This is a genomic window from Acetobacter lovaniensis (assembly GCF_014207635.1).
Taxonomy (GTDB): Bacteria; Pseudomonadota; Alphaproteobacteria; order Acetobacterales; family Acetobacteraceae; genus Acetobacter; species Acetobacter lovaniensis.
The window spans coordinates 23,016-46,161 of the sequence record NZ_JACHIE010000020.1 but is presented as its reverse complement, the minus strand read 5'-3'; the positions used below and the strand labels follow the sequence as shown (position 1 = coordinate 46,161).

Below are 23,146 nucleotides of genomic sequence, written 5' to 3'. Positions count from 1 at the left end.
CAGACCGGATGCCATCGCAAAAACCGTCAATCAAATCGCCAAAAGCCAGAAATTACCCGCCAAGCACATCAATCAACGGTTCTTCGATCCCTCCATCTTGAACACTGCTGGCAGTGCCTTGAGAGTCACAATTATCTAATCGTCGATCAAGGCAAGTTTTACCTATATAGCGAAAGGTCAGATTTTATCTTCTACAGATGACCTTTGACCGACATCTGATGGAAAGCATTGAATTGACCTAGGTTTTGTGGATACGGCTGCAGCCACCGCGAAAATGAGAAGGGGAATCAGGTAAAGATGGATGATCGAAACCTACATCCCATCCTGAAAATCCCCAATCTCCTTTTCTTTATCCGGCTTTTGCAGCCACCGGTAGACGGATCAGGTAATCGAATGCGGACAGGGACGCCTTCGCCCCCTCACCCATAGCAATGACGATCTGCTTGTAAGGAACAGTCGTCACATCTCCCGCCGCGAACACGCCGGGGATGGAGGTAGCACAATGATCGTTGATGACGACCTCGCCATACGGGCTCAGTTCCAGCGCGCCTTTCAGCCATTCCGAATTGGGCAGTAGGCCGATCTGAATGAACACGCCGTCCGTCCTGATCTGATGCAGACCGCCATCGCCATCGCTATAGGTCAGACCAGTGACTTCCTTGCCGTCACCTTCGATCTTCGTGGTCAGGGCGTTGGTCAGGACCGTGACATTTGATAGGCTCAGCAGCTTGTCCTGCAACACCTTGTCGGCCTTCAGGTGCGCACCGCGCTGCAGCAACGTGACATGCGAGACGATGCCGGCAAGGTCAATTGCTGCTTCCACACCGCTATTGCCGCCACCGGCCACGACAACCGGACGTCCCTTGTAGAACGGGCCATCGCAATGCGGGCAGTAGGCCACGCCCTTGGTGCGATACTCGTCCTCACCTGGCACCCCCAGATGCCGCCAGCGCGCACCCGTCGCGATGATGACCGTCTTTGAACGCAGCGTGGCCCCGCTCTCCAGAACAATCTGGTGCAGACCATCGACTTCCTCAGCCGGGATCAGCTTGGCGGCAAGCTGGGACGCAATAATCTGGACGTCATACTGACGCACATGGGCTTCGAGCGCTGCCGAGAGCTTCGGTCCTTCAGTCTCCTGCACGGAAATGAAGTTCTCAATCCCGGCCGTGTCCATGACCTGACCACCAAACCGCTCCGCCACAAGACCCGTCCGTAGCCCCTTACGGGCGGAATAGATCGCCGCCGCGTTGCCCGCAGGCCCCGCACCAAGTACCAGCACGTGAAATGGGGCCATATCGTTCAGCTTTTCCGCCGACCGCGCGACCGAGGCCGTATCCAGCTTGGCCAGAATATCCGCCACATCCATCCGGCCCGACGCGAAAGGCTCACCATTCAGATAGACCTGCGGGACCGAGCGGATGTCGAGGCGCTCCACTTCATCCTGAAAATCCGCGCCATCAATGGCGGTGTGATGGATCTTCGGGTTCAGCACACTCATGGCATTGAGCGCCTGCACCACGTCCGGGCAGTTCTGGCAGGACTGGGAGAAATACGTCTCGAAATGAAACTCCCCGTCCAGCGCGCGTATCTGTGCAACCACATCCGCCTCGATCTTCGGCGGATGGCCGCTGACCTGAAGCAGCGCCAGCACCAGAGACGTAAACTCGTGCCCCATCGGCAGACCCGCGAAGCAGACCTGAATATCCGTACCGGGGCGGCGGATGACGAAAGACGGCGTGCGGGAGCCCTGCCCCTTGTCCGAAAAGGTCACCTTCGGCGACAGGCTGGTAATATCTTCCAACAGACCGCGCACTTCTGCCGAACGGTCATCCGCGCCAAGGGTCGCCTCAAGCACGACCGCATCACGCAGGTACTCCATATAGGTGCGCATCTGAGTTTTCAGGTCGTCCTGAAGCATTTTTTTTCTCCGGATTTCTGGACTTGGGAATTATTGAACTGGAAGACTGTCCGGCTAAGCCGCCTCCAGTTAAGGAGGCGGAGGCTGGTGGAACGCGAAAGCCCCACCATCATCAGACCCGGGAGCGGATCAGATCTTGCCGACGAGGTCGAGGGACGGCTTCAGTGTTTCACCACCTTCCTTCCACTTGGCCGGGCAGACTTCACCGGGATGCGTGGCGACATACTGTGCAGCCTGGATCTTGTCGAGCAGCTCGGCAGCGCTACGACCAACGCCACCGGCGGTGATTTCGATGTACTGGATCTTGCCTTCCGGATCGATCAAGAAGGTACCGCGATCGGCCAGACCGGCTTCTTCGATCAGCACATCAAAGTTGCGTGCGATCGTGCCCGTCGGGTCACCCAGCATCGTGTACTTGATCTTGCCAATGGCCGGGGACGTGTCGTGCCAAGCCTTGTGCGTGAAATGCTTGTCCGTGGAGACGGAATAGATTTCCACGCCCAGCTTGTCAAAAGCGGCCTGGTTGTCAGCGAGGTCTTCAAGTTCCGTCGGGCAGACGAACGTGAAGTCGGCCGGATAGAAGAAGAAAACGGACCACTTGCCGCGAACGTCGGAATCCGTGACCGTGAGGAACTCACCGTTGCGGAAAGCATCGGTTGAGAAGGGCTTCAACGGGGAGTTGATGCGTACCATCAGACTGTCTCCTGACCTTGGGTTGGTGTTATGTTGCGGACTCTGTGTCCCACAGAAAGAGAGAGACAGGAAACGGTTCCTGTCAATATGACTGATCGTCAAAACCGAACTGACAAGATGAAGATATCAAAACGCCCGATCAAACTGCGCAGATCTTTTCCCTGACAGGAAGAACCTGACGTGCCCCCCTTTTTGTTACCATTCAAAAGGAGAGTTCCCTGTTTTTATGTCTTGGGGTTGATGGGATGACAAGAGCCTCGGGGGCATGCCCCCGAGGCTCTTGTCTGGCGACCTGATCCGGTGTCCTGCCATCCAGTTGGGAGTGTGGGCGCACCGTATTATAGTCCTCCCGCCAGTCAGCCAGAATCTGGCGGGCCTGCGTCAGGGACGTAAACAGTGTTTCGTTGAGGCATTCATCCCTCAGCCGACCATTGAAGCTTTCGACAAAGCCGTTCTGCTGCGGTTTCCCTGGGGCGATATAGTGCCATTCAACCTTCATCTCATCCGCCCATTTCAGGATGGCATGGGATGTGAATTCCGTGCCGTTGTCGCTGACAATCATGAGGGGTTTGCCATAGCGTTTCACCAAGGTCGTCAATTCCCGCGCCACACGTCCGCCTGACAAGGACGTGTCGGCAACCAATGCCAGGTTCCTGCGGCTGAAATCGTCGATAACAGCCAGAATGCGGAACCGGCGACCACAAATCAGCGCGTCAGACACAAAATCCAGGCTCCAGCGTTGCCCCGGCTCCTGTGGAATGGTCATGGGAGCGCGCGTTCCCAGTGCCCTCTTGCGGCCACCCCGATGGCGGACTTTCAGACCTTCTTCCTGATAGAGGCGGAACAGCTTCTTGTGATTGGGTCTGAACCCTTCCCGCGCCAGAAGATAGCCCAGACGGCGATAGCCAAAACGGCGTCTCTGCCCTGCCAGATCCCGCAGGCGCTGGCGTAGGGCAGCATCATCCGCCCTGGTGGAAACATACCGCGCGACACGCCTCGCAAGACCAACAAGCGCACAGGCACGGCGTTCACTCAGGTCCAGAGCCTCCTGAATGTGTCGGACCGCCTGCCGCTTTGCGACAGGCGTCACCACTTTTTTCCAACGATTTCCTTCAGCGCAGCATTATCCAGCATCGCATTCGCCAGAAGACGTTTCAGCCGGCTGTTCTCATCTTCCAGCGCCTTCAGCCGCCTGGCCTCGGAAACTTCAAGACCTCCATAGCGGGTCTTCCATTTGTAGAAGGTCGCGTCACCGATCCCGTGTTTGCGACAAAGATCAGAGACTTTCAGACCAGCCTCCTGTTCCTTCAGGATCCCTATGATCTGCTCTTCCGTAAAACGACTGCGTTTCATTCGTCCGTATCCTTCTCGATCGGACTCTACTTTTAAATGGTTACATTTCCGGGGGGCACGTCATACTTCATCCCCCCAAGTCGGTCATCAAGAATATCTTTATGAGAAAAAAATACGGGTCCTACTCAGCGCCGCAAACGACTACACTGAGAGTTTGACGCTCAGAATAACAGCAAGCGCGAGGCACCGTTCATGCAGGTTGAAGTTGTTGTCCACGGCCGAAAAGATCGGGTTTTCGCGGCTCTGTTCGAGCGGTGTGACCGGACCACCCGACACCGTCTAGCCGAGGCCGGTTCAACATCTGACACTCTGCCGGGAGTTCTTGCTGCGGCCCGTTTCTCCCCGGGATTGGAACTGCGCTTGTCTGGTATCTCCCTTTCAGGGAATAAGACTGACAATCTACTGATTGCTAATGATGTGCCGTTCGTCTCCCGTGCCCGTGCACTGGCCGCAGAGCGGATCGGTGTGACTCCAGATGACCCTTCACTGACTCTCGTCCTGCATCTCAGTTCAGTTCCGTATTTTCTAGCGCGCTACAGGCAAGCACACAGGGACACTATCGCACAGTCTGACGCGTCTCCTCCCCTGCCCTCTCCTGCGGGCCAGACGCCCGGCGTCATTATCCGATGGTTTGACGCCTCTCTTGCAAGGGCCGTTCCTCAACGCGATGGCTCTCTTGAAACCGCGCGTGATAGTGCCTCAGCCTACGCTTTGCAGGCCAAGGCAGATAACACACGCAAAGCCTATCGTGCTGGTGTCCGGGCATGGTGTGTCTGGGCTGATCGTCATGCGCTTCCCTGCCTCCCTGCTCGTTCGACCGACATTGCCGCATTTCTGGCAGACGAAAGAGGTCGGGGCCTTGCGCCCGCGACATTGGAGTTGCGACGAGCTGCAATCACCTATCTTCACCGTCTGGCGGGTTGCGCCGTACCCACCGCTGACGCCGCTATTGGCGAGACCATGACCGGAATCAGGCGCACCGCTGCGAAGGAAGGCTGTACACCGCGCCGCAAAGCTGCCGCAACGCAGGACGTTCTGGCAACAATCATCAATGCGATAGACTTGAGCAAGTTATCCGGGATGCGGGACCGGGCTTTGCTCCTCATGGGGTTCTACGGTGCATTCAGGCGTTCTGAACTGGCCAGCATCGATGTTCGCCACGTAACCTTGGTCAGTAAAGGCCTGCTTGTCACCCTTCCCCATTCAAAGGGAGACAGACAAGGCAAAGGCGTTGATATCGCCCTCCCCTACACCTATGATCAGTATTGCCCAGTCAAGGCATACGGGGCCTGGTTAGCTATATCTGGCATACAGGCCGGCCCTGTCTTCCGACGTGTCCGCAAGGAAAGCACAGCTGCCTCTCACGGAGACGGTCGTGAAATCGGACAGCAGCCTCTGACGGATCGCTCGATCGCCCGCATCATCCAGAGCCGTGCCAGTGCTGCCGGGTTGGATGGAAAAACTTTTGGGGGCCACAGCCTGAAACGGGGGGCGCTTACAACCGGGATGGATGCGGGAGCGCACCCAGTCAAACTCAAGCGTCTTGCACGACACGCAACGTATGCAGCGCTGGGCGATTATCTGGAGCTAGGTGATCCTTTTGAAGAACATGCATTAAACCGTTAATTCAAAAATAAATCTGTCTAATGATTCATCACGGTAGAGACCACCGCCCCGCCAGAGTTCCCAGAACAAAGTTATTTAGATTTCATGGCTTTAAACAACAAAGCGGCTGAGACACAGTAGCAGTCACAGAGACTCGGATCGGTGACGTCCACTTTGAAAATAAGGTGGGAACTTTAGAGGGAAAAATATTTAGATTATCCCGAGGACTCTGGCGGAACCCCGGGAACTTTAGCGGGGCAAAATGGGAACTGTAGCGGGATTGTCTGGGAACTCTAGCGGATAAAAATGCTGGATATTCCTGATTTTTTGGAGTTACCCCGAGGACTCTGGCGTGACAAACTAATATTTTAAATAATACTTCAAATATTAGCGCGCCTCGTACGGTGCCTTCCCGCTAAAGTTCCCACTTCTCAAGCGCAAAATTACTGCTAGTGTTCACCAATCCTGCTCAAAGGAGTTCTCTAGTGGGAACCATTCACAAGCTCATAGAAGAACACGGTAAACAAGGGGCTCTGTCCTTTGACGAAGATCGAAAGATCATAGAAATTGCCGCTGACTATATGGCTTATGAAGATACAGGCATCGGCTTTCTATATAGTGGGTTCGCTCATGTAGGATTGCCACATAAACGCTTAGCTGACGATCTTGTCTGGCAAATTGAGACAGACAGAGCAGTGATGATTGTTGAACCCGGTCGTCGGGCAGTGCGTGGTGCAAATCCAGTATCTGTAGGAGTACCCTACGGAAGTAAAGCACGATTAATCATGCTTTACCTACAAACAGAAGCCATAAAAACCCAGAATAGAGAAATTGAACTAGGAAAATCTCTGAGAGATTGGCTCAAGAGAATGGGCATTCCGCAAGGTGGAAAATCTATTAAAGACGTTAAAGAGCAAGCTGAGCGCATTTTCAGATGCCGAATCTCGTTTCATTTCCAATCCGGGAACTCTAGCGGGTTGATAAATCAAAATATTGTGGATGCCGCCATATTTACGGATGATCATAAAGATAACGGCAAACAACAGTTCCTAGAGCGAGCTAAGCTTTCCGAACTATTTTACGATCAACTGCAAAAACATCCGATTCCGATCGAAGAAGCTGCAATCCGCGCATTAAACGGACATAGCCAAGCGCTCGACATCTATTGTTGGCTTGCTTATCGGCTTCACGCATTGAAAGGACCAACAGCAATCACATGGTCTGCTTTGAAAGCCCAGTTTGGTGCAGGTGTCGTGCGGTTAGACCATTTCAGACCGAAGTTCATAGACAACTTGAAAATAGCGCTAGCTGTATATCCTGCGGCTAAAACTGAAGTTACAAAAACTGGTGTTATCTTACATCCGTCTAGGGCGCCCATTGCCCCTAAGATTCACGGGATACCCCGCTAGAGTCCCCATGGCGCGAACTCTAGCGGGGTATCTTTGTTGTCAACCAGTTACTCTACTAAATCCCCCAAGAGTCCCCTAATATCCTGTATTTTGGAATCAACGACAGTCATTTCAGATTCCAGCTTTTCTCGATACCGTAGAAGTTTTCTATACTCCTCCTTCAATACATTGACGTCCACTCGACCGGAGATTTCCGGTTTAATAACCGTCTCTTTACGAAGGCTGGCAATCTCCCGACGCGTTACATCTGGACGAATTAGGCCACGCTCTTTAGCTACCCGCAGTTGATGTTCATTCAATAGAGTAATTTGATACGCGGTTCCGTAACTCCCAGGACATGCATCCAAAGGGATTACCCCATCCGAAACGGCTTTCGCGATCCGCCTTAATTGAGTTGCCGTGGCGTCAGAAAAGGGGAACAGACGATCAGAACCCTGTCTTAATTTAATATATTCTGCTTTTGACAGGACATTTTCCAAATCCAGAAGAGCCCGCCCAATGGCGAGGAATGAATCACGGGCTTGACTCCAGTTCTGATTGACCTCGGCACGAACTGCCAAAATACGTGAGACTTTTTCAGTATCGGAAATTACAGAAGTACCTGCAAACACGTCTTCTATTGTCGTCATGACGTTATCATCAATGACAACTCGTTCTATTAACATTTCGGCACGGTTATCACTAACACTCAGGCTATCATCTTCTTCCATTACGGACATGATTGAGGTGCGTGATACCCGGTGTGTTTTAGACATTGGTGATTTTCCTGTTTATGAATGCCCAAAGTTCTTCAAATGGCTCCTGACCTCGACTTTTTGTGAAATCGAGAAGGGTTAGTCCTTTACCACTGGGCACATGCACATCCTCTAATTGAGGAAGCTCTACTGGAATAACATCGGCCACTTTGATGAGCCGCCCGCGAACTCTAGCAAATGAATTGGTGCGGCGATTAGCTCTATTCAACACGACAACGGTATTGTTGGTAACCTGGTTTAAAACATCGATCCAAGGGGCGATGCTATCGACATCGTCCTGAGTGCAGGCACAAGGAACAACTACGATGTCAGCAGCTTGCGCCAAGCCAGTGATTGCTGACATGTGATCTTCAACACTGGGAGGCGTATCAATAACGGCTAAGTCATAACCTTTTGCTTGACTGAGACCGCCTCGCCAATCCTGAAGTTGCGCGCCAACAATCGGAACGTCGATAAACTCAGGCATTTTAGACCGGAGCGCCTGCCGTCGCTTTCCCCACTTGTCGATGGTACCCTGACGATCAAAGTCTATTCCAATGACCTTCTGGCCTTCTTGTGCCGCTGCGACAAGAAGGTGCCTCGTGACCACTGACTTCCCACTTCCACCTTTGGGCGACGACACTAAAACGATTTTTGTCATGTAGCTACCGCCTTATATAAATTAGACATGTCTAATTACGTTTACCGCGCAATGATTACATCCTCCAGACTGCCCGATCAACCTGTTAATTTTTATTAGACATGTCTAATTTCCAGAAAATGCTCAGCTACGCGTAAAATAAAAACAAAACTCCGACCAGCCCTGATCGTCCCGCGCAAAGGGTGGGTCGGTCTGTCTGACGCCAGCCCGATCCCGGCGCAGGCGCCGCCTTTGCCCGCGCCACCCAGGCCCGGTTCCGGAGACAGCATGCAGAAGAAAATCTGACGCAACACAGCGATCAGTCCCCTTCCCTGCTGTTGTCCATCCTCCCCGAACGCCGCCTCGTCCCAGACGCAGGCGGCGTTCGGCGTTTGTCCGGAGCCTTCCATGTCCCTGTTCGATGACCAGCTCAGCCTGTTCTCTTCCTCCTCCCTCAGCGGTGCCGCAGACATGTTCTGGGGTGAGCTTGAAGGCGAAGACAGCCCCCTCCCCTCCCCCGTCGCAGAAACCCCACTGGTCATCCCCCAGACTGATTTCCGCCTGATGGGCACCCGTGGCCTTGCCACCAGCTGGAAAGACCGTGCGCGGGACAATATTGCGGCAATCAAGCTGCTGGACACGCTTGAAACCGAAGACCGTAATGCAACCCCCGACGAGCAGGCTGTGCTGAGCCGTTTCATTGGCTTTGGGGCGGGTGAACTGGCCAACGCCCTTTTCCCCCGTGCGGGAGAACCTTACCGCGCAGGATGGGAAAGTCTCGGCAAGGCTCTGGAGGCTGCCTGCAGCGAGACGGATCATGCCGCCCTCGCCCGCTCCACCCAGTATGCCCATTACACGCCGGAATATATCGTCACCGCCATCTGGGACATGCTCATGAAGCGTGGCTTTCAGGGTGGGTCAGTCCTGGAACCCGGCTGTGGTGTTGGCCAGTTCATTGCCCTCAGGCCCGAGCGTCTCGAAGGTCAGATCGCCTTCACGGGCATTGAGATGGACAGCATTGCCGCACGGATTGCCCGCAAGCTCTTTCCCAAGCAGTGGATCAGGCACGAAGACTTCACAAAGGCCGTTCTGGCGACCACCTATGATCTGGCGATCGGCAATCCCCCCTTCTCCAACCGCCAGGTCAATGCAGTGGATCACCGTGAGCTGCGGGGGTTCAGTCTCCACGACTGGTTTATCGCCCGTTCAATCGCTGCCCTGCGCCCAGGCGGCTTCGCTGCATTTGTCACGTCCCGCCATACGCTGGACAAGACTGACCAGAAGGCCCGTCAGCATATCGCCGAAGACGCTGACCTGCTGGGGGCCGTGCGTCTGCCCGCAGGGGCAATGAGTGCGGATGCCGGTACCGAAGTCGTGCTTGATCTGCTGGTGTTCCGCAAGCGCATGATCGGCGATCTACCCGGTGATCAGGGCTGGCTGGAAACCGGGACCGTGCCAGACAGCGATGAAGGTCGTGGTCCGCTGAGCATCAACCGCTATTTCCTCGACAACCCCGCTCAGGTTCTGGGGCGGCATGGCTGGGCCAGCAGCCAGTTCGGACTGGATTACTGCTGCCTGCCGGTATCGGGCGTGGACCTTGAAACTACTTTACCGGAAGCTTTGGCCCGCATTCCCCCCGAGAGCTGGTTTCTTCCACCTGTTGAGCAGCGCATTACGCGTCCAGAACTGGATGGCCTGCGCGTGGGCACCGCGGCATCAGGCGCTGACCTGAAGGAAGGCAGCTACTATCTGCACAACCGCATCCTGCATCAGATCATTGGTGGCGCAGGCCAGGAAGTGCCCATCCGCAAGGGTAACCAGAAAGAAGGTCTGTTCCAGAAGCACGCGCGCATCATTGAAGCCATGATCCCCGTGCGGGATGCGGCAAAGGCTGTGCTGCGCGCCCAGATGGACAATCAGTCCTTTGGGCGGCACCAGCATCGGCTGCGACAGGCGTGGCTGAGTTTTACCCGCCAGTTCGGGCCGATCAATCTCACCAACACCACGGTCCGGGTTAACGCCACCACCGGTGAGGAAACCGAAAGCCGCCGCAGGCCCAACCTCCAGCCGTTCTCTGATGATCCCGATGTCTGGCTGGTCTCTTCCATTGAAGAGTATGACGAGGCAACCCAGACCGCCCGGCCGGGGCCGCTGTTTACCGAGCGCGTCATCCATGCACCGGTCGAGCCCGAAATCCACTCCGCTCATGACGCGCTGGCGGTCTGCCTGCATGACGTGGGCCGTGTGGATCTGCCCCTGATCGCCGAGCTGACGGGGTGCACCGTAGAGGCAGCCCTGAACGAACTGGGCGAGGCCGTCTATCTCGATCCCGAGGCTTCGTGCCCGGGGCGCGATGTGTGGGTGGCAACGGACGAACTGCTCTCAGGGGCCGTGCGCACCAAACTTGCGGCAGCCCGTGAGGCAGCGCAGAGCGACCCGCGTTTGGCCCGCACGGCGGCAGCGCTGGAACGGGCCCAGCCCGAGGATCTGAGGCCATCCGACATTACGGCCCGTCTGGGTGCGCCCTGGCTGCCAGTGAGCGACATCATGGCCTTCACCCGCGAGGTGCTGGGGGTTGAGGCTGTCATCCACCATACCGCCGAGGTGGCCTGCTGGAGCGTCGAGAAACGTGCTTTTCTGGGGCGGGCCGAAGCGACGTCAGTCTGGGGCACCGAGCGTCGTCATGCCGGGGAGTTGCTGGAGGACGCGCTCACACAGGCCTCTCCAAAAATCTGGGACACGATCAGGGATTCAAACGGCAACGACAGCCGGGTGCTGAACACGCAGGAAACCGAAGCGGCGAAGGAGAAGCTCGCAGCCATTCGACAGGCGTTCCAGAACTGGGTCTGGCAGGATGCCGAGCGGGCTGACCGGCTGGTGCGGCTGTATAACGACACCTACAACAATCTCGTGCCGCGCACATTCAACGGTGATCATCTCCGGCTGCCCGGTGCAAGCACGGTCATCACCCTGCGCGAACACCAGAAGCGGGTGATCTGGCGGATCATTGCCGCGGGCAGCACCTACATCGCCCATGCCGTGGGGTCGGGCAAAACCTTCTCCATGTGCGCCGCCGTCATGGAGCAGAAGCGGCTGGGGCTGATCAGCAAGGCGATGATCGTCGTGCCTGGGCATTGTCTGGCCCAGATGGCCCGTGAATTTCTGATGCTCTACCCGACAGCCAAAATTCTTGTCGCGGACGAGACGAATTTCGCGAAGGCCAAACGCCAGCGGTTTCTGGCCCGCGCAGCCACGGGCAACTGGGATGCGATCATCATCACCCATGACGCCTTCAAATTCATTGCCGTAGAGGCCGCCTTTGAGCGCGGCATGATCGACGAGCAGATCGAGGCCTATGACACGCTGCTCTGCGAAATGAATAAAGACGACCGGCTGTCGCGCAAGCGCATCGAGCACATGAAGGAAACCATGGAGGCGAAGCTCGAAGGGCTGGCGACCCACAAGGATGACATGCTGCATCTGGGGGAACTGGGGATTGATCAGATCCTCGTGGACGAGGCCCAGCAGTTCCGCAAACTGAGCTTTGCCACCAATCAGGGCGATCTCAAGGGGGTGGCCCCAGAAGGCTCGCAACGCGCGTGGGATCTGTTCGTCAAGGCCCGGTATCTGGAGCAGATCAATCCTGGTCGCGCGCTGGTGCTGGCGTCAGGCAGCCCGATTACCAACACACTGGGCGAGCTGTATTCGGTCCAGCACTACATGGCTCTTGATGCCCTGCGTAGTCGTGGGCTGCATGAGTTTGACGCATGGGCCGCCAATTTCGGAGAGACCCGGACCGAACTCGAATTGCAACCCAGTGGCCTCTACAAGCCCGTCACGCGCTTTACCGAGTTCGTCAATGTCGCCGACCTCATGGCGCTCTATCGTGACTTCGCCGATGTGGTCCAGCAGGACGATCTGCGCCGCTATGTCAATTTGCCAGCCGTGCGCGGTGGGCACCGCCAGATTGTGGTGGCACCAGTTCATGCCCGCTTCCGTGCCTATCAGAAGACGCTGGCCGAGCGGATCACCGCGATCGAACGTCGCAAGGGCAAACCCCAGAAAGGGGATGACATCCTGCTCTCCGTCATGGGGGATGCCCGTCATGCGGCTCTTGATCTGCGCTTTGTCGGCTGGGGCCGGGCAGGGGAGGGGGAGGACAGCAAGCTCGATCTGATGATCCGCAACGTCTTCTCCATCTGGCAAGAGAGTGCCCAGAACCGGTACACCAATCCCGAGACTGGCCAACCCTACGTCCAGCCCGGTGCGGTGCAGATGATTTTCTCGGATTTGGGCACCGTGGGGGCGCAAGGTAAGCGGGGCTTCTCCGCCTATCTGTGGATCCGTGACGAGCTGGTGCGCATGGGGGTGCCGCGCGAGCAGATCGCCTTCATGCAGGACTACAAGAAGGCCGAAGCCAAGCAGCGTCTGTTCGGCGACCTCAACGCCGGACGCAAGCGTATCCTGATTGGCAGCACCCAGACCATGGGCACGGGGGTCAATGCCCAGCAGCGGCTTCTGGCCCTGCACCATCTGGATGTGCCGTGGCTGGTCTCCGACATCATCCAGCGTGAAGGGCGCATCGAGCGACAGGGCAACCAGCACCCCGAAATACGGATTTACGCCTATGCGCAGGAAGGGTCTGTGGATGCTACCAACTGGCAGCTGCTTGAACGCAAGCTGCGCTTCATCGCCATGGCCATGTCTGGTGATCGGTCCATCCGGCGTGTGGAAGATCTGGATAGCGATGGCAACCAGTTCGCCATGGCCAAGGCGCTGGCCTCTGGCGATATGCGGCTCATGCAGAAAGCCGGTCTGGAGGCGGAGCTCGCACGGCTCGAACGCCTCTATGCGGCCCATTACGATGACCAGTTCGCCGTGCGCCGTGCTGTCCAGCAGGCCGAGCGCGAGATCGCATGGGCGCAGGCACGGATCCCGCTGATCGAGGCTGATCTGGCGGCCCGTGTCGCCACGCGTGGTGAGGCCTTCAGTTTTGAGACTGAACGCGGTGTGATCACCGAGCGTGAGAAGGCGGGGGCGTTCCTGCTGGCCCAGCTCCGTCTGGCGGTCAGGAACGCGCAGGAAGGTCGGTGGACGCTGGGCCGTATCGGCGGGTTTGTCGTGACGTTGGATGCGGTCAACCGTCAGCGTTTCACTGAGGACAAGGTGGTGACCGACGCGGGGCTGTCCGTGGCGTTCGCGCATGGAACGGTGGACATTACCGTGGATCAGGACACGAAACCTCTGGGACTGGTCGCGCGCATCGAAAACCTCGTGCTGCGTCTTGATGGGGAACTGGCTGATGCCCAGAAAACCCGTGATGAAGCCGCACGACGGCTGCCCGCCTATCAGGCCCGACTGGGTGTGCCGTTCCGTGATCAGGCGCTCCTCGATGAGAAACGCAACGCGCTGGCCGAGCTGGAAGCCGATCTTGCCGCCACCAGCAGGGAAGGGGAGGAGGAGGCTCCGGCCAACGATGATATTCCGCCCTCAGCAGGGGAAGACGAGGCTTCCAACGCTCTGAAGGAAGCGGCCTGACCCACATGGGCCGTCCGGCGTCACAACGCCGGGCGGCAGACTGGGAACAGCTATGGATGACACGCCCACAGAGGAGCCAGAGAATGGAGCGGATCGATCTCACCAGCTATGACCGGATTATCATCGCCTGTAGCGGTGGCAAGGATAGTCTTGCCGCTTTGCTGCATCTTCTGGAGTGCGGTGCGTCGGTGGAACGCATGGAGTTGTGGCACCATGACGTAGACGGGCAGGGGCCTTCCTTCATGGACTGGCCTTCGACCACACCCTATGTCCACGCCGTGGCCAACCATTTCGAGATACCCTGTTATCTGTCCTGGCGTGAGGGGGGGCTGAAGGGCGAGATCCTGCGCGATGGTGTGCCCACCGCCGCCGTGCTGTGTGAGACCCCCACAGGGCTGGTGCGCCGTGGCGGTGCAGGCCCAGTCGGTACCCGCCTGCGCTTTCCGCAGGTGAGTGCCAGCCTCAGCACACGCTATTGCAGTGCGACCGCCAAGATCGATGTGGCCGACATGGCCTTGAGGGGGCAGGACCGCTTTCTGGGAAGCCGCACGCTGTTTGTGACCGGGGAGCGGGCCGAGGAAAGCCCGAACCGTGCCCGTTACGCGGTGTTTGGCCCGCATCGCACGGACACGCGCGACAGTCGGCGCAGGTGTCGGCATGTTGATCATTACAGGCCGGTACATGCATGGAGCGAAGCAGAAATCTGGGCCATCCTGCAAAGATATGGTGTTATTCCGGCACTCCCTTACCAGCTCGGCTTCGGGCGGCTTTCCTGCGCGTTATGCGTGTTCATGAGTGTGGATCAGGCAGCAACCCTGCGCCACATCATGCCGGAGCGTTTCGCCGCACTGGCTTCGCTGGAGCGGCAGTTTGGCTGTACCATGAAACGTGAATGCGACCTGAACCAGTATGCCGACAGGGGAACAGTCTATACAGCGACACTGGCCCGGCCGGATCTGGTGGCCCGCGCACTGGACCATCAGTGGCACGGGCCGGTTGTGACCTCACGATGGAGGATGCCCGCCGGAGCGTTTGGGGAAACTGCGGGGCCGGGGTAGGCTGCTATGGGGGGGGGAGCGGAAGGTCCGCTAGCTAAACGAAATGGAGTTTATGTTTCAAAAAACGCTTCCTGATGTAATATGATCAGTCTATAAAGATAGAGTAATTTTTTAATAGGAATATAATAATGACCGCTGTTCGCGATGATGAAGTTATAAAAGGAATTGTTATTCACTTGGATCCAACAATCCTTAAGAATATTGGAGGTTGTGAAGCCACTACAAAGACTGGTCACGAAGTCTCAGATGCTCACTACTTCCTTGTGATTGATGTTGATAGAGTGAATAATTATTGTATTGCTATGCCTCTATTTTCGGAACGCGGAAAGGATAGGCAAATTCTTAATAATTCCTTGAAATCTGGAATGTCTGAAAATTGGATTGATAAACATTCATATCTTTTTCGTTGGCAAACATGGAAAATTCCACTTTCTTCTATAGAGCGTGCATCCGTTTCAGATGAAAGTGACACTGAATCTAGAGCACGTCCACTTTATTCCGGCTCATATCCAGCGGCTGTAAAGAAGTTGGCGCATTCGTCAGGAGTGAAAGCATCCAGGACTGATCCGGCGGCATCCCACAAGGTTGTGACGGTTCTTGCTGCCCTGGCGCGTAAAAGGGCTTTGAGTTTGGCGAATGCCATTTCGATCGGGTTGAAATCGGGACTATAGGGAGGCAGGAACATCATCTGTGCCCCCACTCGTTCGATGGCCTTCCGCGCTCCAGGAACCTTGTGGGCGGGCAGATTGTCCAGCACGATGATATCGCCTGGGCTCAGCGTCGGCACGAGAACATGCTCCACATAGGCCTGAAAAATCTCGCTGTTCATGGCGCCATCATGGACGAAGGGTGCGGTCATGCCCGTGAGGCGCAGGCCAGCGGTGAAAGTGGTGGTTTTCCAATGGCCATGAGGAACGCCTGCCCGACAGCGTTCTCCGCGTAAAGCACGACCACGCAGACGGGCCATCTTCGTGGAGAGACAGGTTTCATCAATGAAGACCAGACGGTGCGGATCGAGGTCAGCTTGGCCGTCGAACCAGTCCTGCCGACGTTTCAGGATATCTTCACGCTCCTGCTCCAATGCATGTGCGGTCTTTTTTTAAATGTCCACCTATGCTGACGCAGCCATCGACTGAGCATGCTGCGGCCGATCCCGACGGATTGCTCATCCTTCAGGCGCGCTACCATCTCGTTGAGCGTGATATCTTTCTGCGCTTCGATCATGCCGACGATAAAGGCTTCATGTCCGTCCAGCTTTGAGCCGCGTGGCTTACCCGGACGCCGCGCCGCCCGTTCTCCGCTTTCACGCTCACGCCGGAGCCACCGGATCGCCGTCGAAATCCCGATCCCGAACCGCTTCGCCACTGAACGGGCTGACCCGCCAGCTGCTCCGGCTTCCAGAACGCGCACCCGAAGATCGTCACTCAATGCTCGTGCCATCACCATCTCCATCAATGGAAACGGTGAATCACAATCTATGCCCCATGTCACCCCACACAATTCATCGTTCAGTGGACGTGCTCTAGGCACCTCAATCAAGGGTTCTTCGATCCCTCCAGGTGGCTTTGACTTCCTGTTCTTCTTTGGTGGAATACAGGCGGTGATGTTTCGGTCTGCGAGAGACTGTCTGATTTTATTGCTATCGTATCCGTCTGATCGCGGATCGGGAATAATTGCGAGGCCGGATGCAGGCTATGATTCATAGCTGGGGCAGCGACGACTGCAGCGTGCGCGTGATAACCAAACCATTCGTGGGCTACAAACGTTGATCAGTGTTATGCGAACAAACGTGAGTAGCCCGTCGAGATGGTAACGATATCAGGAGATGTTTGTAAGATTACTTCTGCGGTGGCGTAAGCTTAAAAATTTGATAGCCAACGCGATTGGGGTAGATCAGTTCAACCGTCCAGCCAGCACGGCGCAAATACTGTTCTATATCACCCCAGAAGCCAACATTCGCAATGATCGCATATTGCACCATGTTGTCGCGCGCAATGCGGTCAACCGCCTTCCAACGGTCCTGGCCACGTGAAGGAGCTGTTATCTGCTCATGATAATGGATTGCGCTGGGAGTTTTGAGACCAACAACATCTATAATGACAAACTTTCGCGGGGGAGTTGCAACATAACGCGAATGCCAGCCGAAATAACCCGCATCATGGATGAGGATCCTTGCTCCATCTGGCAGGTTCTGCTCAGCCCATTCAGCAACCGGCTTTTGTGCGCGATTCCAGTTAGTCGCTGCAAGATAATCAACCCACCCCTGAGTAGGAAAAATCATTGCAACACATACCATGACAATAGCGAATACGGGCACAATCTGCCGAGCATATGTCGCCATTGTACACCAGCCCAAAAGGCCAAAAGGTACGAATGTGTATAGATATCGGTATTCATTATGGAATAATGCAACAGGCAACGTAATCGCTGAGACAATTAGAAAAACGATAAAATATGCGAGATAGATCCAACCACCGCGTAAAGTCGGCAGCATCACCATTCCGGCCAGAAAATAAGAAAGTCGGCTTTCTGTAACAAAGTTAAACGCTAACGTAAGCCGCTTATTAAAATTTGGCTGAACCTCATTAAAGTAGGCTGCTTTTGCAGTTGCAGTTGGAGATATTATATGACCAGTAAAATACCATGTTAGAATACCAAGTACGATTGCCACTGAGAGTAATGAGCTAATAAGCTTGACTATTTCTGAAAAATTATGACGAAGCGTCCATGACAGATAGAAAATGAGGAACAATGAAAGAACGCTAAGCTCTGGACGAATGAAAGGCATCGCACCGATGAGAAAAGCAAGCGGCCTATTCCGTTGGCTTTGAAGGAAATAGACTGCCCAAGCCACAGCAGCCATTGCGAGTCCGGTCTCAAGACCGTTCATCAGTTGCCACCATGTCAGCGACGCAAGCAGACCAACAACTGTACCGCACGCCGAAAGAAACGGACTTCTACACACACTGAAAAGCAAGCGCCATAATCCGACGGCATAGAGAGCGGCACACACTACCCCCAACAAGAAGCTTGCTTGTGGGCCTCCAAATAATGGTGCTAACAGCGTTACAAGGAATAGGTGAACAGAACTGGTTGCTCCCGAAGGAATGGTATTTCCGTAGTTGTCCATTCCTCCGTGGAGTATTAATTCAGCATTTGCAATGGTAATCCATGCATCATCAACAGAAAAGCTTATTGGATTATTATGACTTACAGTTTCAATGGAAAGTATAAAAAAGGTAAATATTGGCAATATTAACCAATACTTGTTATCTAAATACGACCATTTCCCTGTTGTGTTTTCCAATTTCTCAACCATCACTTATCCAAAACAACCCAATATTGCAATGTGTTACGCATCATAATTTATACGACTAATTTTTCCTATATGCCACTGTCTATGTAAACAGCTATGCTCAGGACACATTCTTTAAGATAGAAGATGAAGCTGGAGGGTTCGAAAAACCCTCTGGTATTGAGGTCTGCTCTGTGATTCCATTTTCCTTGCGTTGATTGGAGTATGGATCATGAAGCAGGCGGGATTTTTTGACGTTGAAGAGCGGCTTGCCCGGTTGAGCGGGCTTGGTGATCAGCTCGAAGCATTTTCCCGGACTGTGGATTTTGAAGTCTTCCGCCCTGACCTGGAGAAGGCTCTGGCGTGTTCTGACGGAAGCAAAGGTGGACGACCGCCATTTGATCCGGTGCTGATGTTCAAAATTCTGGTGATCCAGACGCTCAACAATCTGTCTGATGAGCGGACGGAATATCTGATCAACGATCGCCTCTCCTTTATGCGTTTCCTTGGGCTGGGACTTTCAGATCGGGTGCCGGATGCCAAAACGGTCTGGCTGTTTCGCGAGCGTCTGACCCAGGCGGGTGCGATCGATGGGCTGTTCAACCGCTTTGATGCGATCCTGCGCAACGCCGGATATTTGCCGATGTCAGGCCAGATCCTGGATGCCGCGCTGGTAGCAGCTCCGAAGCAGCGGAACACCAATGCAGAGAAAGCCGATCTTCGGGAAGGACGTATTCCTGAAGACTGGCAGGACAGACCCGCAAAGCTGTCGCACAAGGATCGTCATGCGCGCTGGACACTGAAGTTCACGAAGGCGAAGCGGCAGGATGATGGAACCATGCCATCCAGCGATCTCGCCATCCCGTTCTTTGGCTATAAATCGCAGGTATCGATAGCGGTGCCGGGTTTGATGCCATGGAGAAAGTCAGAGAAGCGCAGGCTTCGAAAACGTGCTTGTGGATCAGACCCGGTTCCCGGCATGCCGGGAACCGGGTCTATACTGTCAGGATGAACCAGGCCGGTTCGGGGCTAAAATCCCTGAGAGATCCGCCGATCGTCTCGTCTCCGTGAAGCATGAACCCGGCCCGGCCGCGCTGACGGGGCAAGAGTAACATGATTGTGGCGTCTGCTTTGAGTGAAGTTGATCGGCCACGAATGACACACCTGACTGTGACCGCAGCGTTGGTTCCCTCACCAGAAAGGACCGACCATGACATTCCGTACCATTGGTATTGATCTGGCCATTCGCGGAGATCACCTCGCTCAGATCTATGACGATGGCCGCCCTAATGGCCGTGCAATTCGTTTCAGGCATGATCAGCCCTCACTTGCCGCCTTTGTTCAGACTGCCGTGATGGGGCTGAGGGCGGATGACCACATTCAGGCCATCATGGAGCCAACCGGTATGAGCTGGTTTCCTGTTGCCCACCACCTTGCGGATGCTGGCGTCACCGTAGCCCGCGTCAAGGGAAAGCGGGTCAAGGCTCTACGCCGTTACCTTTCCGAACACGCCAAAACAGATATGGCTGATGCCCAGATCCTGGCGGCCATGCCATCATTTGGTGGACCACGCCTTGATCCAGTCCATATTCCGGATCCACGAAGCCACGCTCTTCAACGTCTGACCAAACAGAGAAGCCGCTTTCAGAACGAGATCGCGGATGCCAGGCGGCGTTTGCTTGATCTCATTCGTTGGGCATCCCCCAGGCTTGAAGCAGTCTTGCCCGACTTAGGAACGCGGCTCTCTTTGGCCCTGTTGCAGAAATGGTTTCACCCCTCGGATGTTTTGAAGGCGCGTCGTACGACACTCGCCAAATATGTTGCAGCCCATGCGGGAGGGAACCATCCGCGCAGTGGGCCCTTTGTGGAAACGCTGATCACAGGGTTGCGTGAAGCGGCGCAATACGCTCAGGACCTTCATGGGACACACATTGATTTTTCGGAACTGCAGTTCGAGATCGCGATGGAAATTAAGAATGTTCTGGCGACAATTCAGACTGTTGGAGATCTTGAGCGGCATATTGCTGACCTCTACAAACACCTCGACCCACAGGGTCTTGTGCTCAGTATTCCGGGTGTCGGCCGCCATCTCGCGCCGACCCTGATTGGTATCTTGCAGAACATTGAGCGGTTTCATTCTGAAAAACATTTACGGGGTTTTTGTGGCCTGTTTCCCAGAAGGGCTGATAGTGGTGGTGTGGAGCGAGCGGGCCAGACCCTGACCCAGGGTGGCAATAACCGCATCAAACAAGCCCTTTATCTTGCTGCTGATACGGCACGAAAAACAGATCCTGAACTGGCAGAACTTTATTGGAGGCTGATGACAGTGAAAGGTCATCATCACAAACAGGCTTTATGTGCCGTTGCCAATCGTATTGTGAACCGGATCTTCAGCGTTCTCAAACGAGGAAAGCCTTACGAAGTGCGCGACAGGGAGGGAAACAGCATCACCCTCTCTGAAGCAAAAGCCATCATTCTGGAGCGCTATACCGTTGGAGAAAACATCAGAGCAGGACGTCGTTCCAATCGGATTGAGAAGACTCCCTGAAACCGCAAAAATCGCTTGCGCTCCCGGTACAAGATCATGTTTCCATCGATCGGAAATACCGGTTCATCCGGAAATGGAAAACAACGCATGCCGCCGCCAGTGATGGCGCGCGATTGAGAGAGGGGCTTCTGGATAAAACCAATACGGCCTCAAGTGTCTGGGCCGACACGGCCTATCGCTCAAAAGCCAACGAAGACTTCATGGAAAAGCAGGGCTTTGTCTCCAAGGTTCATCGCAAAAAGCCGCATCTCAAGCCTATGCCCCGGCATATCCAGAAATCAAATGCTGGAAAGTCGGTCATCCGCTCGCGTGTCGAGCATGTCTTTGCTGATCAGAAATCACAGACCGGGCTGTTCGTCCGAACCGTCGGCATAACGCGGGCCACCATGAGGATCGGGTTGGCCAATATCGTCTATAATATGCGCCGCTTCCTCTTCCTGGAGCGGATCAGCGCGAATGCATAGCAATCCAGCGGGGGGCAGCACTCGATCTGCTCAAAACGCAGATCGAAAACGAACCCAAAAGTAGTCAATCAAATCGCCAAAACCCAGAAATTACCGGCTAGGTTCTGTTGACAAAAGATGGTAGCCACAGCTTGACGGCAGCGAGATTGAGAAAGGCGAGGAAGGATTTCCTCGTTTTGTCATAGCGGGTGGCGATACGGCGGAACTGCTTGAGCCTGTTGAACATCCTTTCGATACGATTTCGGTCACGGTATCGGCGGAAATCGCAGGGAATGTCCTGTGTCCGGTTCGAACGTGGCGGGATTACGGGAAGAATACCTCGAAAAAGCAGGTTCTCCCGTATCCTGTCACTATCATACCCCTTGTCGGCCAGAAGTCGGCGCGGTGTCACGACCGGCAGGTCCATCAGGGCATCAGCACCGGAATAATCAGAAACTTCACCACCCGTCAGGTCGAAGCCAAGAGGGCGTCCCTGACCGTCAGAACGGGCGTGGATCTTGCTCGTAAAGCCGCCGCGGCTTCGACCAAAGCCTTCCTTATGAGTCCCCCTTTTGCGCCAGCCGCCTGGCTGTGACCCCGAACGACCGTGCTGTCGATCATGTGCTGCCAGTCATCGGTCAGGCCGAGTTCGACCAGCATTTCCAGCAGAGCGTCCCAGACGCCTTGCTCTGCCCATCGACGGAACCGCACATACACCGAGTTCCATTTTCCGTAGCGCTCATGCATGTCCCGCCACGGACAACCGACACGCAGGACATAAAGCATTCCGTTGAGAAACAGACGATTATCCTGTGCTGGTCGGGACCAGCGGCCACGTTCAGGCGGCAGCAGATTGCCAATAATCGCCCATTCTTCGTCCCGTCAGGTCGCCACGCATTCAAAGGTCTCCGCAAAGACCAGCTTTGAATCACATCTCCAACAACCTGAAAAGGTCTTTTGTCAACAGAACCTAGGCACCTCAATCAAGGGTTCTTCGATCCCTCCACGTCAAATCCTGTTCCAATTATAAATTTGTATGAATGAATGGAGCCATCTCTCTTGACTTTCCCGTAATGCGGCGGCACCTCACATTAATCGGAACGATCTGGGGATATTGCCATCGCTGATGATGGACTTTAATCTATGACTAGGCTCAGGACTCATAGCCAGAACAAGACGGTTGCGGCGAGGCAGACTGCGGAGAAGAAGACGGTCGGGCATCTGTCATAGCGTGTTGCGACCCGTCTCCAGTCCTTGAGCCTGCCGAACATGATCTCGATACGGTTGCGTCTTTTGTATTTCCGTTTGTCGTATTTGACCGGTTTTGCGCGAGATTTTCGACCAGGAATACAGGGTTTGATCCCTTTCTCCTCCAGGGCCTCTCTGAACCAGTCAGCGTCGTAGCCCCGGTCTGCCAGCATCCATTCGGCTGATGGGAGACTGTCCAGAAGGGCAGCGGCACCAGTATAATCACTGATCTGACCTGCTGTCATGAAGAAGTTGAGCGGACGTCCGTTCCGGTCAGTGACAGCATGCAGCTTCGTATTCATCCCGCCTTTGGTCCGCCCGATCAAACGGCCTGGGCCCCCTTTTTTAACCGCAGGCTCGAAGCCGTGCGATGGGCCTTGAGATAGGTCGCATCAATCATGATTGTCTGAGGCTCTGCCTTGCCAGTAGCCAATCCCTCCATCATGCGGATGAAGATCCCCATAGCACTCCAGCGCTTCCAGCGGTTGTAGAGCGTCTTGTGTGGACCGTATTCCCGGGGGGCATCACGCCAGCGCAGACCATTTCTGTTCACGAAAATGATCCCACTCAACACACGACGGTCATCAACGCGAGGTTTGCCATGGCTCTTCGGGAAAAAGGGCCGCAGACGATCCATCTGTTCCTCGGTCAGCCAATACAG

General features: G+C 55.2%; 14 protein-coding genes and 3 pseudogenes. 7 read left to right on the top strand and 10 right to left on the bottom strand.

Annotated elements, in window-relative coordinates; translation table 11 throughout:
* Positions 1–349 precede the first annotated feature (349 nt).
* The 3 genes from ahpF to HNR55_RS14965 all read right to left on the bottom strand — a co-directional run bounded on the left by ahpF (position 350) and on the right by HNR55_RS14965 (position 3,967).
* The gene (gene ahpF / locus HNR55_RS14975) at positions 350–1,921 is read right to left on the bottom strand and encodes an alkyl hydroperoxide reductase subunit F (RefSeq protein WP_166116708.1); all 1,572 of its coding nucleotides are present in this window, start codon (positions 1,919–1,921) and stop codon (positions 350–352) included.
* Positions 1,922–2,050: 129 nt separating this feature from the next.
* Entirely contained in the window at positions 2,051–2,614 is a 564-nt protein-coding gene (ahpC, locus tag HNR55_RS14970; protein ID WP_011252874.1) for an alkyl hydroperoxide reductase subunit C, read from the bottom strand.
* 202 nt (positions 2,615–2,816) lie between these two features.
* Positions 2,817–3,967 (bottom strand): IS3 family transposase gene (locus tag HNR55_RS14965; RefSeq protein ID WP_166116706.1). Its coding sequence is split into 2 segments (ribosomal slippage): positions 2,817–3,709 and positions 3,709–3,967, totalling 1,152 coding nucleotides; the frame shifts between segments, so codons are not numbered across the junction.
* Between the two features lie 192 nt (positions 3,968–4,159).
* Here HNR55_RS14965 and HNR55_RS14960 point away from each other — a divergent pair.
* Positions 4,160–5,593, top strand: a complete 1,434-nt coding sequence (locus HNR55_RS14960; protein ID WP_166116704.1) for a tyrosine-type recombinase/integrase — start codon at positions 4,160–4,162, stop codon at positions 5,591–5,593.
* Between the two features lie 464 nt (positions 5,594–6,057).
* Positions 6,058–6,981 (top strand): replication protein RepA, encoded by a 924-nt coding sequence (locus HNR55_RS14955; RefSeq protein WP_025827923.1) that lies wholly within the window; start codon positions 6,058–6,060, stop codon positions 6,979–6,981.
* A gap of 47 nt (positions 6,982–7,028) precedes the next feature.
* On the opposite strand, the gene HNR55_RS14950 is transcribed toward HNR55_RS14955, so the two are convergent.
* From HNR55_RS14950 to HNR55_RS14940, 3 genes are all read right to left on the bottom strand, one after another.
* On the bottom strand, positions 7,029–7,736 hold the full coding sequence (locus tag HNR55_RS14950) for a hypothetical protein (protein WP_166116701.1): 708 nt from the start codon (positions 7,734–7,736) through the stop codon (positions 7,029–7,031).
* Positions 7,729–8,376, bottom strand: coding sequence for a ParA family protein (locus HNR55_RS14945; RefSeq protein WP_025827921.1), 648 nt, complete (start codon positions 8,374–8,376; stop codon positions 7,729–7,731). The genes HNR55_RS14950 and HNR55_RS14945 overlap by 8 nt, the downstream gene beginning before the upstream one ends.
* A 95-nt stretch (positions 8,377–8,471) precedes the next feature.
* On the bottom strand, positions 8,472–8,765 hold the full coding sequence (locus tag HNR55_RS14940; protein WP_166116699.1) for a hypothetical protein: 294 nt from the start codon (positions 8,763–8,765) through the stop codon (positions 8,472–8,474).
* On the opposite strand from HNR55_RS14940, the gene HNR55_RS14935 reads away from it, so the two are divergent.
* Complete coding sequence (locus HNR55_RS14935) at positions 8,764–13,893, top strand: DEAD/DEAH box helicase family protein (protein WP_166116697.1); 5,130 nt, start codon at positions 8,764–8,766, stop codon at positions 13,891–13,893. The two genes, HNR55_RS14940 and HNR55_RS14935, sit on opposite strands and share 2 nt — an antisense overlap.
* A gap of 83 nt (positions 13,894–13,976) precedes the next feature.
* Positions 13,977–14,951: a phosphoadenosine phosphosulfate reductase domain-containing protein gene (locus tag HNR55_RS14930; RefSeq protein ID WP_242005633.1), complete on the top strand. Its 975-nt coding sequence runs from the start codon at positions 13,977–13,979 to the stop codon at positions 14,949–14,951.
* 493 nt (positions 14,952–15,444) lie between these two features.
* Here the strand turns inward: HNR55_RS14930 and HNR55_RS14925 are convergent.
* Together HNR55_RS14925 and HNR55_RS14920 are read right to left on the bottom strand one after the other, a co-directional pair.
* Positions 15,445–16,391, bottom strand: a protein-coding gene (locus HNR55_RS14925; RefSeq protein ID WP_231866541.1) for an IS630 family transposase whose coding sequence is annotated in 2 segments (ribosomal slippage) — positions 15,445–16,052 and positions 16,052–16,391 — 948 coding nt in all. Because the reading frame shifts where the segments join, the coding sequence is not laid out codon by codon here.
* Positions 16,392–16,788: 397 nt separating this feature from the next.
* On the bottom strand, positions 16,789–18,270 hold the full coding sequence (locus HNR55_RS14920; RefSeq protein WP_166116693.1) for a glycosyltransferase family protein: 1,482 nt from the start codon (positions 18,268–18,270) through the stop codon (positions 16,789–16,791).
* A gap of 205 nt (positions 18,271–18,475) precedes the next feature.
* Between HNR55_RS14920 and HNR55_RS14915 the strand changes: the two are divergent.
* The 3 genes and pseudogenes from HNR55_RS14915 to HNR55_RS14905 all read left to right on the top strand — a co-directional run.
* Positions 18,476–19,141, top strand: a pseudogene (locus HNR55_RS14915) (transposase); the annotation flags it as partial.
* A gap of 315 nt (positions 19,142–19,456) precedes the next feature.
* Positions 19,457–20,794 carry an IS110 family RNA-guided transposase gene (locus HNR55_RS14910; RefSeq protein ID WP_124296705.1) on the top strand — a complete coding sequence of 446 codons (1,338 nt, stop codon included), beginning with the start codon at positions 19,457–19,459 and terminating at the stop codon, positions 20,792–20,794.
* Between the two features lie 32 nt (positions 20,795–20,826).
* Positions 20,827–21,258, top strand: a pseudogene (locus HNR55_RS14905) (transposase); the annotation flags it as partial.
* 100 nt (positions 21,259–21,358) lie between these two features.
* Here HNR55_RS14905 and HNR55_RS14900 read toward each other — a convergent pair.
* Positions 21,359–22,108, bottom strand: a pseudogene (locus HNR55_RS14900) (IS5 family transposase); the annotation flags it as partial.
* Between the two features lie 289 nt (positions 22,109–22,397).
* A protein-coding gene (locus HNR55_RS14895; RefSeq protein WP_373318160.1) for an IS5 family transposase occupies positions 22,398–23,122 on the bottom strand; the annotation gives its coding sequence in 2 pieces (ribosomal slippage) (positions 22,398–22,832 and positions 22,835–23,122; 723 coding nt in all).
* Positions 23,123–23,146 lie beyond the last annotated feature (24 nt).